Annotated in this window: 14 protein-coding genes and 2 tRNA genes; all 16 read right to left on the reverse strand. The window is 37.6% G+C overall.

Features of this window, described 5'->3' with window-relative positions:
* Positions 1-31: 31 nt before the first annotated feature.
* The 16 genes from JEOSCH030_RS01710 to hutH all read right to left on the reverse strand — a co-directional run bounded on the left by JEOSCH030_RS01710 (position 32) and on the right by hutH (position 18037).
* The gene (locus JEOSCH030_RS01710; RefSeq protein WP_235962186.1) at positions 32-832 is read right to left on the reverse strand and encodes an MBL fold metallo-hydrolase; all 801 of its coding nucleotides are present in this window, start codon (positions 830-832) and stop codon (positions 32-34) included.
* Positions 829-1572, reverse strand: a complete 744-nt coding sequence (gene yycI, locus JEOSCH030_RS01715; RefSeq protein ID WP_185124895.1) for a two-component system regulatory protein YycI — start codon at positions 1570-1572, stop codon at positions 829-831. The genes JEOSCH030_RS01710 and yycI overlap by 4 nt, the downstream gene beginning before the upstream one ends.
* Positions 1572-2885: a YycH family regulatory protein gene (locus JEOSCH030_RS01720; RefSeq protein WP_185124896.1), complete on the reverse strand. Its 1314-nt coding sequence runs from the start codon at positions 2883-2885 to the stop codon at positions 1572-1574. The genes yycI and JEOSCH030_RS01720 overlap by 1 nt, the downstream gene beginning before the upstream one ends.
* Entirely contained in the window at positions 2878-4728 is a 1851-nt protein-coding gene (walK, locus tag JEOSCH030_RS01725) for a cell wall metabolism sensor histidine kinase WalK (protein ID WP_185124897.1), read from the reverse strand. The genes JEOSCH030_RS01720 and walK overlap by 8 nt, the downstream gene beginning before the upstream one ends.
* Positions 4729-5430, reverse strand: coding sequence for a response regulator YycF (gene yycF, locus JEOSCH030_RS01730; protein ID WP_185124898.1), 702 nt, complete (start codon positions 5428-5430; stop codon positions 4729-4731).
* A 120-nt stretch (positions 5431-5550) separates the two neighbouring features.
* Positions 5551-5623: transfer RNA gene (locus JEOSCH030_RS01735), tRNA-Asp, on the reverse strand.
* Between the two features lie 22 nt (positions 5624-5645).
* Positions 5646-5717: transfer RNA gene (locus tag JEOSCH030_RS01740), tRNA-Glu, on the reverse strand.
* 134 nt (positions 5718-5851) lie between these two features.
* Entirely contained in the window at positions 5852-7138 is a 1287-nt protein-coding gene (locus tag JEOSCH030_RS01745; protein WP_185124899.1) for an adenylosuccinate synthase, read from the reverse strand.
* Positions 7139-7254: 116 nt separating this feature from the next.
* Positions 7255-8640, reverse strand: a complete 1386-nt coding sequence (dnaB, locus tag JEOSCH030_RS01750) for a replicative DNA helicase (protein WP_185124900.1) — start codon at positions 8638-8640, stop codon at positions 7255-7257.
* Between the two features lie 23 nt (positions 8641-8663).
* Positions 8664-9110 carry a 50S ribosomal protein L9 gene (gene rplI, locus JEOSCH030_RS01755; protein WP_185124901.1) on the reverse strand — a complete coding sequence of 149 codons (447 nt, stop codon included), beginning with the start codon at positions 9108-9110 and terminating at the stop codon, positions 8664-8666.
* Positions 9111-9112: 2 nt separating this feature from the next.
* Positions 9113-11080: a DHH family phosphoesterase gene (locus tag JEOSCH030_RS01760; protein WP_185124902.1), complete on the reverse strand. Its 1968-nt coding sequence runs from the start codon at positions 11078-11080 to the stop codon at positions 9113-9115.
* A gap of 2 nt (positions 11081-11082) precedes the next feature.
* Entirely contained in the window at positions 11083-12003 is a 921-nt protein-coding gene (locus JEOSCH030_RS01765; protein WP_185124903.1) for a DUF2232 domain-containing protein, read from the reverse strand.
* Positions 12004-12069: 66 nt separating this feature from the next.
* On the reverse strand, positions 12070-13347 hold the full coding sequence (gene serS / locus JEOSCH030_RS01770) for a serine--tRNA ligase (protein WP_185124904.1): 1278 nt from the start codon (positions 13345-13347) through the stop codon (positions 12070-12072).
* A 290-nt stretch (positions 13348-13637) separates the two neighbouring features.
* On the reverse strand, positions 13638-14870 hold the full coding sequence (gene hutI, locus JEOSCH030_RS01775) for an imidazolonepropionase (protein WP_185124905.1): 1233 nt from the start codon (positions 14868-14870) through the stop codon (positions 13638-13640).
* Positions 14870-16525 (reverse strand): urocanate hydratase, encoded by a 1656-nt coding sequence (gene hutU, locus JEOSCH030_RS01780; RefSeq protein ID WP_185124906.1) that lies wholly within the window; start codon positions 16523-16525, stop codon positions 14870-14872. The genes hutI and hutU overlap by 1 nt, the downstream gene beginning before the upstream one ends.
* A 21-nt stretch (positions 16526-16546) precedes the next feature.
* Positions 16547-18037: a histidine ammonia-lyase gene (gene hutH / locus JEOSCH030_RS01785; RefSeq protein ID WP_185124907.1), complete on the reverse strand. Its 1491-nt coding sequence runs from the start codon at positions 18035-18037 to the stop codon at positions 16547-16549.
* Positions 18038-18123: the final 86 nt, after the last annotated feature.

Below are 18123 nucleotides of genomic sequence, written 5' to 3' on the forward strand. Positions count from 1 at the left end.
AGCCAAATTGCTAAGCAATCTGGCTAAATATTTATATTTGGTAAATTTCTGTTGGAACTGCTTTGTCAGTATCGTATATCAATACATCGTTATTTGTATCGATGTCATACTGGTTCAAAATTTGTTCAACACTCATGCGTGCGAGTTCTTTAATATTATTATCTAAGCTGAGATGTCCTAAGTATATACGCTTAGTGTTATTAGTAATTACATCTTTCATTGCATGTGCAGCGTCTTCGTTTGATACGTGTCCGACGTCTGATAGGATGCGTTGTTTTGTATTCCATGGATAACGTCCCATACGTAACATATCTACATCGTGATTGGACTCAAAGACAAAGACATCACTTTCTTTAATAATGCCTTTCATAGTATCCGATACATAACCCGTATCTGTGATTAACGATATTTTTTTATTCTCTTTAGAAAATGTATAAAACTGTGGATCAATCGCATCATGTGAAACATTGAAAGATTGTACATTCATACCAAATAAATCTTTTTCTTCCAGAGGATTAAAGTGAAACTTTTTCTCTGGGTTAATCAAAATATCTTTTCGCTCAATTGCATCCCAAGTTTTTTCGTTCGCATAAATCGGGATATCATATTTTTTAGAAATCACTTTTAAGCCTTTAATGTGGTCTACATGTTCATGTGTAATAAAAATAGCATCTATATCTTGGAGTGATCTCCCAATTTGATTGAGCGTCTCATTAATTTTTTTACACGATAGTCCAACGTCTACTAGTACACTACCTTGTTCTGATTCTATAAATGTACTATTTCCAGTTGAGCCACTAGCTAATACGCTCATCTTCATAATACTACTCACTCTCTCTCAATAATATCTTCTGTCTGACTTAGTGCATCAACATACAAGACGCGTTCTAAATCGCCGTCCGTAATTTCAAATTGCCATTTTGGCCGCATCATGATTTGATTTTCTTCTTCTAAGATGATGTAGTAGCCAAGTTCTGCGCCTTCTATAACAGCATTTTCTGTTATTTCTTCGTTTAAGTATAATTCTTCAACGATGACTTTAGGTGGTCTCACAGTCGTCGGGCTTGAGTATTCATTTACTTCAATATTCTCTATGTAGCCTTGGGTAACTGTTTGACTTTCTTCACTGAAAAATAAGCGGGCAGCTTCGTTTGAAAAGATAGGGTAATTTTCATAGTGTTGATTAAAAATTATCGAATCTTTTTCGCTCATTACTTCATCATAATAGTACTCATTACCTTTGTAAACTGAACTGTTTTTAAATGTTGTTAAACCTTCAGGTGCAAAGGTTACACCTTCTGAAACTGGAATTGTTATTAGCTTTTTTTCTTTATCTTCAGAAATTTTTTCTTCATTTTTAATTTTTGCAGGTTGCCCAACTAATATTTGCATTTCCGCGCTCACAGCATCGTCTAGGGCGGAAGTGTCGATATTCGTTTCATCTAAGACATCAGTGGTCTCTGCTAATCTTTCGACTTCCGCGTTTGATTCATTGTAGAGAATATAAAGTAAGATTAAATTGATCAATAAGAAGGCTGCTATAAAAATAGATTTCGATAATTTCCAATCCATTAAGACAGACCTCCCTTATTGAACTTCATCCATACACCGTCGTATTTCACATACCACTGTGGCGTATAATCGATAAATTCAAAGTCAGTATCATCATCTGCATAAGTCATCTCGTATCCTAAGACGATTTTGGATACTTTTTGTAAGTCTAACTGATCATCTAGTGCGATTTGATAACGGACATTTTCTATGTCTAGTAGTTCTACATCTTTACCATCTGACACCTTAGCGTTGGTTCTTATTAAAGGTCTATTGTACTCATAAACTGAGTTAGAGCCATACTTAACAGTTGTTTGTGATGCAATACTGTTAGAGAATATGACACGTCCTTTGAGGGTAGTTCTAAATGTTGCTGAACTGTCTTCTGCATTAAAATCAAACAAGATATTATTCTGTGATAAACCATTATGAGAGTTCAAGAAGTAATAAATATCTTGTAAGGTTCTATGAGAATCATCGGTCGCTTGAGTCGCTTCGTTTAAGTTAGTATAACTATACTCAAAGGTTTCTGGATTAAAGGTCGCAATGTGATTTTCACTTTCAAAAATAGAGACATCTTCGGATTGCTTACTTTCGTTTGGCGTATCCATAAACATAATGCTATTGATGACATCTGTATTAATTTGAGAGAGCATAAAGTTTTCAACCTTCATCGTCCCAGGTGAGGACGGACCATAAATCGACGTCATATTACTAGATGTGTTTTGATTAGTAATAATACCTGTATAGGCTTCAAAACTATCTATATGTTCATCTACTAAGCCTTTTAAAAATCCTGCATCGATATCTGTTTCGACAATCGCCACTCTTGACCGGCTTTCATCGAGTAGGTTAAAGATGACATTATCTTCTTTAATATCAACGACAATACGATCAAAATCAAAGTCTGGAATTGTTGAATCATGATTCAGACCCAACATATAAAAGAGTGATTTAGAAGGCATATCAGAAAAATAGTCGATAATTAGAAACTCTTCTTCACCAGTTTCTTCCCCTCGCACGCTCAAGTGGTTCGTCGTATTGTATATATTCATATCGGTTAAGTTAGAACCTGCTAATTCTTCTCTAACACCGATGAGTACTTCGGGATTTGTCGTTCCTTTAATTTCTTCACCATTGACTCTAACCATCTGATAGGTCGACATAACCTCTTCAAAACTTACTCTTTCATTTTGACCGACGTTATTAGTACCTTCTAAAGTAGTGTCAATCTCTGAAAACTCTGGTTCATAACTCCAAACCTGGTAAGTTAAAACAGCACTCACTGCAACAAGAATCAGGAGGATAAATGATCTGATTAAACCTCTATACATCCCACTCATCCTCCTCTATCACTTCACAAGGTAAGTTGATAAAGATAGTGGTCCCTTCATTTTCTACACTATTTGCCCAAATTTTACCGTTATGTGCTTCAACGATTTCTTTAGTAATGGCAAGACCAAGTCCTGTACCACCCATCTTACGTGCTCGGCCCTTATCGACACGGTAGAAGCGTTCAAATATACGCTCCACCTTATTACTTGGTATACCAAGTCCATAGTCTTTGATGCGCACTGTCATCCGGTTATAGAGGGTGTTTTGTTTAAGGTGAATATCAACACGTTTAGGATTACCGTGTTGGTACTTAATCGCATTTGATAAAACATTATCAAGCACTTGTCCCATCTTATCGACAGAGATATCCGTAAAGAGTGGGGCATCTGGAATATGACGTGTAAAGATAACATCATCTTTATGCGTCATTTCAAAACGGTCAATAATTCTATTGATAAATAGTTTGAAATCAACAACTTCTGTTTGTATTTCTTCTGCTTCATTGTCCATTCGAGACAGCTGTAGTAGATCCTCTACTAAGCGGCTCATACGATCTGTTTCTTCTTTTGTTACTGATAAGAACTTCGGTGCAATTTCTTCATCTTTCCATGCACCTTCTTGAAGTGCTTCTAAATAACTTCTCATAGAAGTTAGTGGAGTACGAAGCTCATGTGAAACATTCGCAACGAATTCTCGTCGCTCTGCATTGATGCGTTCTTGTTCTGTAACGTCATGCAGTACAGCGATATAACCATTGATAAAGCCTGTATCTGTGACGATAGCAGAGAAGTTAACGCGTAGCGTTATAACGCCTTCTTGAGTGTCTCTAAAAATCAAGTGACTTTCATTTGCTTCTTGAATAATATTCTCGAGGCTTAAATCTTCACCTAACTTTAAGATCTCTAACATATCTTGTCCTTGTAAATCTTCAGCAGATATATCTAAATTCATCATTCCTATCGCCATATCGTTAACGATACGAATACGACCTTTTCTATCTGTTGCAATAATTCCATCAGACATGTGAGTGATGACAGAGTCCAGTCGTTTTTTCTCACTTTCTGTATTTGCTTGTGCTTCCTGCACACGTTTAGAAAGTATGTTAAAACTACCAGCAAGCTGTCCAATCTCATCATCACTGTAAATTTGTACACGTGATGTATAGTCACCTTCTGACATAAGGAGGGCTTGGTTTCTCATATCTGTAATTGGTTTTGTAATTGTTCTAGCAACAAATATCCCAAGTATACTTGTAATTACTAGAGAGAAGAAGGTTGCAATGATAAAGATGTTGTTAATTGATTCAAGCTGTACATACACACCTTCAATATTTGATTCAACGTAAATAACACCGACAACTTCATCGTCGATGATTAAGGGCTGATTAAGAATCCACACGCGCTGATTGTCTTTATCGACGTTAACAAAAATCTCATCATTGACGATACCTGAATTTAAGGCATCCTCAGAAAGCTTATCGTTAATCCGTGAGCCAACTAGTGATTCATTTGATATACGGCTCGTCCCGATAAGGACGTTATCTGCATTGATATATCGTATTTCCTCAATATCAGGACGGTTACCATAATCTGCTAGAAGCGTTTGGATTTGATCGTACATTTCAGCACGATTATCACCAACGTCATCATTAATTTCTTTAATTCTCGTATCAATAATGGCGACTTGTGATTCAATACTGTTTTTGAAGTTACCGACCAAATCACGCTCTAAGCTATTTGTAAAATACAATCCGATAATTTGCATACCGATAATAATCAAAAGCATATAGATGATTACCAGTTTAAATTGTAAGGACTGCAGCTTCTTAAAAAACTGCTTCATCTAGTCATCACCTTTAATAAAGTAACCCACACCACGACGTGTCATTATATATTCAGGATGACTCGGGTCATCTTCAATTTTTTCACGGAGGCGGCGCACAGTAACGTCTACAGTTCTCACATCACCAAAGTAGTCATATCCCCATACTGTTTCTAGTAAATGTTCTCTAGTCATGACTTGAGACTTGTGTTTAGCAAGATACAAGAACAGTTCAAATTCGCGGTGAGTCAAATCAATATCTTTACCAAATTTCTTAATTGCATAAGAATCTGGAATGACTGTTATATCTCTAATATAAATATTTTTATCTTCAGGTTCTTCTTCCTTATTAGCTACAGCATGATTTCTTCTTAAGTTAACTTTAACTCGAGCAATTAACTCTCTAGTTGAAAAAGGTTTTGTTACATAATCATCTGCACCGAGTTCAAGTCCTAATACTTTATCTATTTCAGAGTCCTTAGCAGTCAGCATGATAATCGGCATATCATGTTTTTTCCTAACTTCTCGACATATCTCCATACCATCCATACCTGGTAACATGATATCCAGTAGTACTAAATCGGGCACGGTCTCCATTATTAAATCTAATCCATCATTGCCGTCATAGGCACAGTGGACTTCATATCCTTCTTTTTCTAAATTAAATTCTAGAATATCTGCAATTGGTTTTTCATCATCAACAACAACAATTTTCTTAGCCATCTTCATGTTCCTCCGTTTCCGCTCATACAAGAGTATACGTAAACTTATCCATCTTTAAATGTATCATTTTTTCATAAAATAAAAAAGCCTGCTAGCTTATTTGCTACAGACTTTACCAGACGGTCTCGACGGGAATCGAACCCGCGATCTCCTGCGTGACAGGCAGGCATGTTAACCGCTACACCACGAGACCAATATATATTTTTTTAAAAAAGTGACCCGTACGGGACTCGAACCCGTGTTACCGCCGTGAAAGGGCGGTGTCTTAACCGCTTGACCAACGGGCCATATTAATAAGCTAGGAATAGCACAAGATATATTATACCATGATGGTAATTTTTAATACAAGACTTTTTTTCTTATTTATAAAAAATTTGATAAACTCTCCCATCCGCTTGGATGAGGAGAGTTTATCAATATATTATGACCAGAAGTTTTTAAGAAGATTTGTCTGGTTACGATCCGGACCAACTGAGAAGATTGAGATGTTTACGCCACTTAATTTTTCAATTTCTTTTAAGTAGTTATAGGCATTCTCTGGGAGCTCATCTAAGTTTTTAACACCTGTAATATCTTCTGACCAACCTGGCATTTCTTTATAGATTGGAGTTGCACGTTTTAAATCTTCTAATGTTGCTGGATATTCAGTAATTTCAACACCATCAATTTCATAAGCAACACAGATTTTAACCGTATCTAAACCGCTTAGAACATCGATTGAGTTTAGTGATAGATCAGTAATTCCACTCACACGACGTGAATGACGTAAAACGACTGAGTCAAACCAACCGACACGACGTGGGCGTCCTGTAGTTGTACCATACTCACGACCAACTTCACGGATATGGTTACCATCTTCATCAAATAATTCTGTTGGGAATGGACCATCTCCAACACGTGAAGTATATGCTTTACATACACCGATTACATTTTTAACGTTGTTAGCAGCAACACCACAACCTACTGTTACGTTACCTGCTATTGGGTTACTAGATGTTACAAACGGATAAGTTCCGTGGTCTATATCTAACATCACACCTTGTGCACCTTCAAATAGCACGTTTTGACTAGCTGTAAAGGCATCGTCAAGAAGTTTAGATGTATCACATACGTATGGTGCTAGACGTTCTGCTGCTTTTGTATATGACTCAAATATTTCATCAAAAGTAAATCCATCATGGTCATACAAAGCTTTTAAAGTATGATTTTTAAGTTTTAAGTTTTCTTCTAAACGGCGCTTAAAGACCGTATTATCGATTAAGTCAGCGATACGGATACCGATACGTTGTACCTTATCCACATAAGAAGGTCCGATACCACGCTTAGTTGTTCCAATCTTATTATCTCCACGTGCTTCTTCTTCTAGCTCATCTTGTAAGATGTGATAAGGTAAAATCACTTGTGCACGATTTGAGATGCGTAAGTTATCAACACCTACGCCACGTTCGATTAATCCATCAAGTTCTTTTATTAAAGAAATTGGATCGATAACAACACCGTTACCGATTACTGCAAGTTTGTCATCGTAGAATATTCCAGAAGGTACTAAGTGAAGTTTGTAAGTTTCTCCACCAAACTGAATTGTATGACCTGCATTATTACCACCTGAAAAACGTGCAATAACGTGTGCATCTTCAGAAAGGAAGTCTGTAATCTTACCTTTACCTTCATCTCCCCACTGTGTTCCAACAACTACTGTTCCAGACATATGATTGCCCCCAAATGATTGATTATTTTAACCGTTACCTATCTTACCAATATATCCAGCAAAAATCAAGAAAGTCCGAACGTTTTTCTTGTTACTTTCGAAAAACATTCGGACTTTTAAGCTGGTGGTATATAATTATCACCAAAATCACGAGTATCTTGGTCGAAAAAGCTAGAGTAGGACTTATTAAAGATTAGCTTAACAGTACCGGTTGGACCGTTACGATGTTTCGCTAAAATAATTTCAATTTCATCTTGTACACTCTGTGCGCCTTCTTCATCATCTTCTCCGTCTCCGCGATTATAATAATCATCACGGTATAGGAAAGCGACTATATCTGCATCTTGCTCAATGGAGCCTGATTCACGTAAATCACTCATCATCGGTCTTTTATCCTGCCTTGATTCAACACTACGAGATAACTGACTTAAGGCGATGACTGGACACTGCATCTCACGTGCGAGCCCTTTAAGCATACGAGAGATCTCAGATACTTCTTGCTGTCTATTTTCGCCTTGGCGACTTCCAGAGCCTTGGATGAGTTGTAGGTAGTCAATGATGACCATATCAAGTCCATGCTCCTGTTTTAACCTTAAACATTTCGCACGAATTTCATTCACTCTTATACCTGCTGAGTCATCAATAAAGATTTTAGAATTAGCAAGTGTCCCAATCGCTGTCGTAAAGTTGTCCCAATCTTGATGATCCAAAGAACCTTGACGAAGCTTAGTCGCATCGATCATACCTTGACTCGATATCATCCTACTAACCAATTGATCTGCTCCCATCTCTAGAGAGAAAACGGCAACAGTATAACCATCAGGTGATGTACCAACATGACTCGCAATATTTAAAGCAAATGCTGTCTTACCCATGGAAGGGCGGGCAGCTAAAATAATTAAGTCGTTACGCCCAAAACCTGAAGTCATAAAATCAAGATCTCTAAAGCCTGTAGGAATACCAGTAATACCAGTATTATTTCCTGCTAGTGCTTCAATTTGTTCATACACTTCATGGACGACATCTTTCATCGATTTAAAGCCATCATTCCGACGTCCTTCAGACACACCCATAATGCGTGCTTCTGCTTCAGATAAAAGGTCATTGATATCCACATCATTTTGGAAACCATCATTTGCAATCTCATCTGCAACTCTAATTAATTTGCGACGAAGTGATTGACGTGCAATAATCTCAGCATAGAACTGCCAGTTTCGACTAGTTGGAGTCACACTCGCTAGCTCTGCTAAATAACGCGGATTGACAGTTTGAAGCTTATCCATCGTTTTTAAACGGTCGATAATAGTGACAGTATCAAGTTCAGCATTCTCTTCGGATAAGAGCATCATTGCCCTAAAGATATCCTGGTGTTCAGGACGAAAGAAATCCTCAGGTTCTAAAATTTCTGTCACATTTAAAAAGATGGAGGAATCGATAAAGATTGCCCCAAGCACCGCTTGTTCTGCATCATTATCGTGCGGCATTCGGCGATTCATTTCCATTATCGATTCCTCCATTCATAAATTTACTGTTCAACAACGTGTACTTTTAACTCGGCTTCAACTTCATGATGAAGTTTAATATTTACCTTGTGATAGCCTAAGCTCTTGAAAGGTTCAGGCATATCTAGTTTACGCTTATCTAATTTGATATCGTGTTGTTTTTGATATGCTTCAACAACTTGTTTAGAAGATACTGAACCGAATAGTCGGCCATCTTCTCCAGCTTTTGTTTTAATTTCTACTTCTTTACCTTCTAGTTCAACTTTAAGATCTTTTGCTGCTTGAAGTTCCGCAGCTTCTTCTTGGCGAACTTCTTCTTTTTGAGCTTCTAATTTCTTCAAGTTAGCTGGTGTTGCTTCTTCAGCTAGATTTTTTTTGAAGAGAAAGTTATGTGCGTAGCCCGTTGCTACTTCTTTAACTTCACCTTTTTTACCTTTATTTTTAACATCTTGTAAAAAGATTACTTTCATCTTTATTCACTCCTATTTTTAATAAAAGCATCGATCGCTTCTTTAAGTTCATTATATGCTTCATCGATAGATTTTCCTTCAAGTCGTGTTGCAGCATTGGTTAGGTGTCCGCCACCATTCATCTCTTCCATAATGATTTGAACATTAACCTTACCTAAAGAACGGGCTGAAATACCTATGGTATCATCTTCTCTAATTGCCATCACAAATGATGCTTGTACGCCTTCAATTTGTAAGAGCTGATCTGCAGCTTGAGCGACAGTCACTGGGTGATAAGTCATTGTATCGTCCGCTTTAACAATGGCAATTCCATCATTAATCTCAGCTGATTTAATTAAATCACTTCTTGCGATAAAGGTATCAATATCATCTTTTAAGAAGGTTTGCGCAAGTACTGGATCTGCACCACTGCTACGTAAATAACTTGCAGCGTCAAAGGTACGAGAACCTGTTCTTAGCGTGTAGTTTCTTGTGTCCACAATAATACCAGTCAGCATAATTGTCGCTTCGATACGTGACAGTTTCTTCTGGTTGTTTTGGTATTCAAGCAATTCAGCCACCAATTCACTCGCACTTGAAGCATAAGGCTCCATGTAGACAAGTAGGGGACTAGAAATCATATCATCTGCTCGTCTGTGGTGGTCGATTACAACTTTTCTAGTTGCTTTATTTAAGATATCTTCATCTAGTACCATTGATGGACGATGAGTATCGACGATAACAACCGTCGTATTAGGTGTCATCTTATCCCAAGCATCATCACTGTTAATAAAGATGTTGTAGAGATCTTCACGAGCTTCAACTTCCTTCATTAAGCGAGAGAGCGTGTCATCAATATCTTCATCATTTAAAATGATATGTGCTTCAATATTGTTGGAACTCGCAATTTTTGCGACCCCAATTGAAGATCCTATGGAATCCACATCTGGGTTTTTATGTCCCATGATAATTACATTCTCACCCTCTAAAAGAATATCCCTTAGAGCATGTGCCATCACACGGGCTTTAACACGCGTTCTTTTTTCCATCGGATCCGTCTTACCACCATAGAATCTGGCACTTCCATTGATCGTCTTAATGGCAACTTGGTCACCACCACGACCTAAAGCAAGATCCAAGCTCGATTGTGCAAGTTCTCCGACCTCGATGTAGTCTGCAGAACCTTCACCGATACCAATACTTAAAGTAATTTGGGCACCATGTGCATTAGAACTTTCACGAATTTGATCAAGGAGTCCAAATTTTGTCTCCTCAATTTTTTCTAAACTTTTTGCCGACATGACCATGATAAAACGATCGTTTGAAAAACGTCGTAAATAAACATGATTTTCTGTTGCCCAGTCATTAATTGTGTTGGTCAAACTATTATTTAAATCACTTTTTAAAGCTTCAGTCATATTTTGAGTCATATCATCGTAGTTATCTAAAAATAATATGCCGATGACTGGATCTTTATCCTCTAACTTTTGAGAGAGTAGTTTTTCATCTGTAATATCTAGTAATAACAGAGAATTGTGATCTTCATAATAATGCACTCGATAATTCTTATCTCCATACGAAGTATCAATCGAATGAATGTTGTTTGATTTTAAGGTCGTCATGATGTTTGGAAACACTCGGTTAACAGGTGCATTGTGAAATTCTTCTGGAATTTCGTCATAGATAAAGTTATTCATCCAAGAGATTTCCTCATCATCGTTTAACAAGATAATACCTAGAGGTAGATTATCTACTACATATTGTCTTGCACCTGCTAGGTCCTTAGATAGTTCCACCATTCTATATTCATTAAGGGCTAACCATCTCTGTAAATAGATATATACCAAGACAAGGATGGTGATGCTGACAATAATGGCAATCACACCAAACACGGTATAATTGACCACCATAGCAATGCTAAGTATTGAAATGTGTAATGCTAGTACGATAAAAGGTATGAGCATTAATTTTTTATCTAACACTTTAAACATTGCTATTTCCTCCTCAATTCCATGATAAGTCTAATTCTAAAGATCATTTCGAACAGTCCAATAAATATTGTGATTGGTCTAAGAATTGCTAGTGGTATCAAGATGAGAATTGCAACTGCTTTATTTACTTTCTTACTGAGTAAAAAGTAATAAGAGAAAGCAAGACCATGTATAAATATTGCCGATTCAACAATAATAGAGATATTGCTATATAGAGAAATTGTACTTTCTTCAAAAGAGCCACTGAATAGTGTAATCAAGATGATGATGATGTAGAGATGTAGTAGAATTCTAGGCATCATCCACTTATCAAAACTTCTATAAGGCCACATTTTAGAACTTTCAAGTGGCAACACTCTTACAATCAAGATGATGTATAGCGCTAAAAAGAAGGCGCCAATCACTAAAAAGGCTGGTAGATTTTGATAGTAAAGATCCATGGATTGTAAAATCAAATCCGGCTCAATTGCATCGGGTGTTAAATCACTGACAGCTGTCAGCTGTTCTCCGTACCATTCTCGAAATCTTGTGTAGATATCAGAGAGTGGACGCAAAAATCCCAACATTTGTAACACAACTACAGCAGCCATTGTGCTGAGTGCAAGTGTAAATGTGGCATAGAAAATCGTAATTTCTTGAGATAATTTTTTCTCTAACGTATAGGAAAGTAAGCTAGTTACCATGTATAAAATTAAGAAACAAGTCGCTGCGAGCGGAGATAAAAAAAGCAATGCTGGAATTAGGAAACTGAAAAACAGAATCCAATAATTCGTGTTCGATTGCTGCTTAAGTTTTAACAGTAAGTATACCGCAAAAGGCATCACTACAGTCCCAAAGACTAGAGTGATTTCCGTAAGCATTATATAAGCTGTAACAGCGAGCAGTGTAAGGGCTAGGGTGCCCACAGATATTTTATTATTCAATGTTACACTCCTCTTTTATAAATAAATGCTCCTATTGATTGTAAATAGGAGCATTTAGTATTTATATTATAACCTTTCGAGCTTCTCCTGACCACCCATATATGGTCTCAAAACTTCTGGAATTGTAATTGTACCATCCTCATTTTGATAGTTCTCTAAAAGTGCTGCCATGGTTCTTCCAACAGCAAGACCACTACCATTTAAAGTGTGTAAAAGTTCTGGTTTTGAGTCTTTATCACGCTTAAATTTGATATTACCACGACGCGCTTGGAAGTCAGTCATATTAGATACTGAGCTGATTTCTTTATAGTCATTATAACTAGGTAACCAAACTTCTACATCATAAGTTTTAGAAGAACCAAAACCGATGTCTCCTGTACATAAAATAACTGTACGATGAGGAATCTGTAGTAAGTTTAAAATATTCTCAGCGTGTTCTGTCATTTCTTCTAAAGCATCCCATGAATCTTCAGGACGTTCTAAGCGTACCATTTCGACTTTGTTAAATTGATGTAGACGGATGAGTCCACGAGTGTCACGACCTGCTGAACCCGCTTCACTTCTAAAACAAGCAGTTTGTGCTGTAAATTTAACAGGCAGATTTTCATCTTGCAATGTTTCATCCTTATGGAAGTTAGTGAGAGTTACTTCAGAAGTTGGGATAGTGTACATCTCTTCATCTTCAATCTTGAACAAGTCCTCACCGAATTTTGGTAATTGTCCCGTCGCATACATAGCATCCGCACGAACAATTTGAGGTGTCATCATCTCTCTATAACCATTTTGATTGTGCACATCTAACATAAAGTTCATTAAAGCACGTTCTAAACGTGCACCATCACCAGTATGATAAACGAAACGTGCACCAGACACTTTAGCAGCACGATTGAAATCGGCAAGCTGTAAGTCTTCTAAAATATCCCAATGTGCTTTCGCTTTGAAATCAAACTCTCTTGGCTGACCTGTACGTCTAATTTCAACGTTTTCAGAATCATCCTTACCTTCAGGTACATCATCATGAATTAAATTAGGAATGCGAGACATTTTATCGTGAAAATCTGCTTCTACTGTATTTAGACGGTCATCAATTTTTTTGATATCATCTCCGACTTGACGCATTTCAGCGATGACATCATCTGCATTTTCCTTATTTCTTTTCTTTTGTGCAATTTCTTCAGAAACTTTATTACGTCGACTTTTAAGTTCTTCTGTCTCCTTGATTAATGAACGTCTTTCCTCATCAAGTTGTAAGATTTCATCGATTTCTGCAGGGTCCATGCCACGAAGTTTCACCTTATTTTTAACTGTGTCTGTGTCTTTTCTTAATAGTTTAATGTCTAACATAATTATGACCTCCAATTATTTTTTGCTAAAAAGATAACAAAAAGACCACGTCCCGTGAAAGGGACGTGGTCTACGCGTTGCCACCCTAATTAGCATTATTAATAATACTATCTCTACTTTGATAACGGCTATTGCCGACTACTTTATTTAACGAAGGCTAGAAATTCACAAGTTCACGGATCATTTGCACCACCATGACCTCTCTTTAACATTCCCTTGCTACTGCTTCCTTCAAAGTAGTATTTATGAACTTGTTGCCATTTTATAATGTCTTTTAAAAAAAGGCAAGTTTAGATCATTAGTCCAGGACGCTCAAAGATTAATTTACCATCAGCAAATACTTGATATGCATGGTTTACACCGTAATGGTAGGGGATATACTCATGATTTGGTGCATCCCAAATGACCAGGTTCGCATTATCGCCAACCTCTAATGTGCCTCGGTCTGCATCGATTGCGTGAGCAGCATTAACTGTCACTGCATTCCAAATTTCATTAGGCGTCATCTTCAATTTAAGTGCCGCAATTGCCATGATCATTTGTAAGTTATCTGTGACACAACTACCTGGGTTGTAATCTGTCGCAAGTGCAACTGCACCACCATTGTCAATCATGCCACGAGCATCTGCAAAATCATTTTTCCCGAGATAAAAAGTTGTTCCTGGTAAAAGTACAGCTACTGTATCTGACTCAGCTAACTGTTGTTTACCCGCTTCACTCGCTGCTACTAAATGATCCGCACTAATCGCACCTTGATCAATCGCAAGCTCTAAGCCACCAAGAGGATCAATTTCATCGGCATGTATTTTAACTTTAAAGCCTTTGTCCTTAGCAGCTTCCATATATTTTTTAGATTGTTCAACTGAAAACACACCCGTTTCAGTAAAGATGTCTGCAAAGTCTGCATAGTCTTTTGCTTCATCCAATAAATCTATCATTTCATCCAGAAAAACATCTGAATCTTTTCCTTTAGGAATCGCGTGTGGTCCTAAAAATGTATGACGCATTAGAATAGGGAAGTTATCTTCAAGTTTTCTTGATACTTTCAACTGTTTTAATTCATTATCACGGTCCAGTCCATAACCACTCTTACTTTCTACCGTTAAAACACCGTGTTGGATCATTCTTGTGATATTGGTAGCTGCTTTGTTATAGAGCTCATCAAAACTTGCCTGTCTTGTACTTTCGACTGTATTTAAGATGCCGCCACCTTTTTCTAAGATACTTAAGTAGTCCATACCTTGTCTTTTTAAGGTCATTTCATGTTCTCTTGAACCGCCATGGACAACATGTGTATGGGGCTCAATTAGGGCAGGTGAGACAATTTTATCATGTGCATCAATGGTTTCACTTGCTTGATAGCCTTCTGTCTTAGGTCCTCTATAAACCATTTTTCCATCTTTAATAACAATCATTGCATCGTCTATTATAGTTAATTCATCCATTTCTTTACCTTTTAGAGCATGTTCACTTTTTTTAGGTAAAATTAAAGATTTGATATTAGTGATGATTAAATCATTCATTACTTATTCTCCTTTAGCATTGGAATATTAACACCTTTTTCTTTAGCTGTTGCAATTGCAATGTCGTAACCAGCATCTACATGTCTAACTACTCCCATACCCGGATCAGTCGTTAGTACACGTTCTAATCGGCGTGCTGCACGGTCGCTACCATCTGCTACGACCACCATGCCAGCGTGTAGTGAATAACCCATGCCAACACCGCCACCATGATGAACGCTAATCCAAGAACCACCTGCTGCGGTATTTACTAAGGCATTCAGTATTGCCCAGTCTCCAACAGCATCACTGCCGTCCTTCATGCTTTCAGTTTCTCTGTTTGGACTCGCCACAGAGCCTGAATCTAAATGGTCTCGTCCAATGACAATTGGTGCTGAAATTTCTCCTGTTTTAACCATGTCGTTCAGTGCAAGTCCCATCTTGACGCGCTCACCATAACCTAACCAAGCAATTCTTGAGGGTAAGCCTTGGAAAGCAATCTTTTCTTCGGCCATATCTAACCAGCGTAACAATTTTTCGTTGTCAGGAAAAAGTTCGCGCATCTTTTTATCAGCTGCTGTAATATCATTTGGATCTCCGCTTAAAGCGACAAATCTAAATGGTCCTTTACCTTCACAGAAGAGTGGACGAATATAGGCAGGAACAAATCCCGGAAAATCGAATGCATTTGTGACCCCTCTATCAAAGGCTACTTGACGAATGTTATTACCATAATCAAAGACAACTGCACCTTTATCCTTAAACAAAAGCATGGCTTCGACGTGTTTCGCCATGGAAGCACTGGATAGCTTGACGTACTCTACAGGGTCCGCATCGCGTAAAGCTTTTGCTTTTTCTAAAGAATAACCTTCAGGTATATAACCGTTAAGAGGATCATGGGCAGAAGTTTGGTCAGTGACAACATCGATTTTAAAATCACGCTTTAAGATTTCATGGTGAATTTCTGCTGCATTACCGATTAAACCGATTGATAATGGTCTTCCTTCATCTCTCGCTTCCTCTGCTAATTTTAGGGCCTCATCTAGAGAGTCTGTCTTAACGTCTAAGTAACGAGTGTCAATTCTTTTATCAATACGACTTTCATCAATTTCTACACATAGGGCTACACCTTCGTTCATGGTTACAGCGAGTGGCTGTGCACCACCCATACCTCCAAGACCTGCTGTAAGTGTAATCGTGCCACGAAGTGTTCCATCATAATTTTGATTAGCCAATTCAGCAAATGTTTCATAAGTCCCTTGAACAATACCCTGTGAACCAATATAAATCCATGAACCTGCCGTCATTTGTCCGTACATCATGAGACCTTTTTTATCGAGCTCATTAAAGTGTTCCCAAGTTGCCCATTTTGGAACTAAAACAGAGTTCGACATCAGTACCCTCGGTGCCTCTTCATGTGTTTTAAATACCGCAACTGGTTTACCTGATTGAATTAGCATTGTTTCATCTTTTTCTAAGTTTCTTAAAGTATTCTCAATCGCTTCAAAAGACTCCCAGTTCCTTGCAGCTTTACCGATACCACCATAGACCACTAAATCTTCAGGTCGTTCTGCGACTTCTGGATCTAGGTTGTTATAGAGCATACGAAGTGCTGCCTCTTGTTCCCATCCCTTACATTCAATTTCTAAACCTGTTTTTGCTTTGATCTCTCTCATCATGTCATCCCCTTTAATTATTTATAAAACTTCCCTTAAAGCATTGGATAAGTCATTTATCTCTATAGAAAAATTACGATCTCGATCGATGAAATCTGCAATGAGTCTGTATTCCTTAAACTTATCTAAGGTTTTAGGTGATAGTTTATCTTGTCCTTTAATCTCTACTGCTGTTAAAGCGATAAATAACTCAGTTGCTAGCACGTTTCTTGTATTATTGATAATATCTCTTGCATGCCTTGCCCCAATTGTTCCCATAGATACGTGATCCTCTTGGTTTGCTGATGATGGAATAGAGTCGACACTTGCAGGGTGAGCGAGTGTTTTATTTTCGGATACTAAACTTGCTGCAGCGTACTGCAAGATCATTGCTCCAGATTGGAGACCTTCTTCTGGACTTAAAAAGGCGGGTAAGTCTCCATTTAGTGATGGATTTACTAATCTTTCAATCCGTCTTTCTGAAATATTCGCTATTTCTGCTACACCGATTTTTAGTAAATCCATAGCAATCGCAATCGGTTGACCGTGGAAATTTCCTCCAGAAAAAACTTCATCTTCACTAAAAATAAGTGGATTGTCGTTAGCAGCATTCATCTCTATTTCTAGTTTTTCTTTTACATACTTTAGAGTCTGTAAAGATGCCCCGTGAACTTGTGGAATACATCTTAATGAATAAGCATCCTGAACCCTAATTTCACCTTGATTCGTCGTTAATTTTGAACCATCAAGATAGTCGAGCATTTTTTCGGCTGCATAAACTTGTTCAGGATAACCTCTAGATTCATGAATTTGATGGTTGTAAGCATCAACAATGCCGTTTAAAGCCTGATGGGTTAATGAAGCAATCCAAAAGCTGTCCTGCATCATTTTATCCGCTTCAATGTAATTCACTACACCTTGAGCTGTCATAGGCTGAGTTCCATTGATCAAGGCTAGACCTTCTTTTGCCTCTAGAGTGATTGCTTCTATTTCAAGTTCATCTAAAACCAGATGCGTTTCTTTTCTTTCTCCTAAATAGAAGACCTCTCCTTCTCCAATGAGAGTCAGTGCCATATGAGAAAGTGGCGCTAAGTCACCTGAGGCACCAAGCGATCCTTGTTCGGGAACCACTGGAATAATCCGCTTATTAATATATGTTTTTAATTGGTCAACTAAGTGACACGTTACTCCTGAATGTCCTTTTAACATCGTGTTCAGTCTAAACACCATCATCAAGAGTGCAACAGACTCATCAAAAGGTGTGCCAACACCACAGGCATGAGAGCGAATGAGATTGACTTGTAAATCCCTTACTTTTTCCTTAGAAATTAATACGTCACAAAAGAGTCCAAATCCTGTTGTAATTCCGTAGATTGTCTTTTCTTCATCAATGATATTTTCAACTACTTTTCTTGATGCTTCCACACGCTGATAAGCATCATTTGTAATAGCGACCTGGCTATCTGTATTTCCCAGGAAATCTTTAACTTCTTCAATTGTTAAATTTTGTCCATCGAGCTGTAACACCGACATAAAATCCCTCCTATTTTTCAACAAAAAAAGACACAAAAATCCCATATAGGATTCCTATGTCTCTAATAACTAATATCTATGACAAT

It is taken from the genome of Jeotgalicoccus meleagridis (genome assembly GCF_903994045.1).
GTDB lineage: Bacteria > Bacillota > Bacilli > Staphylococcales > Salinicoccaceae > Jeotgalicoccus > Jeotgalicoccus meleagridis.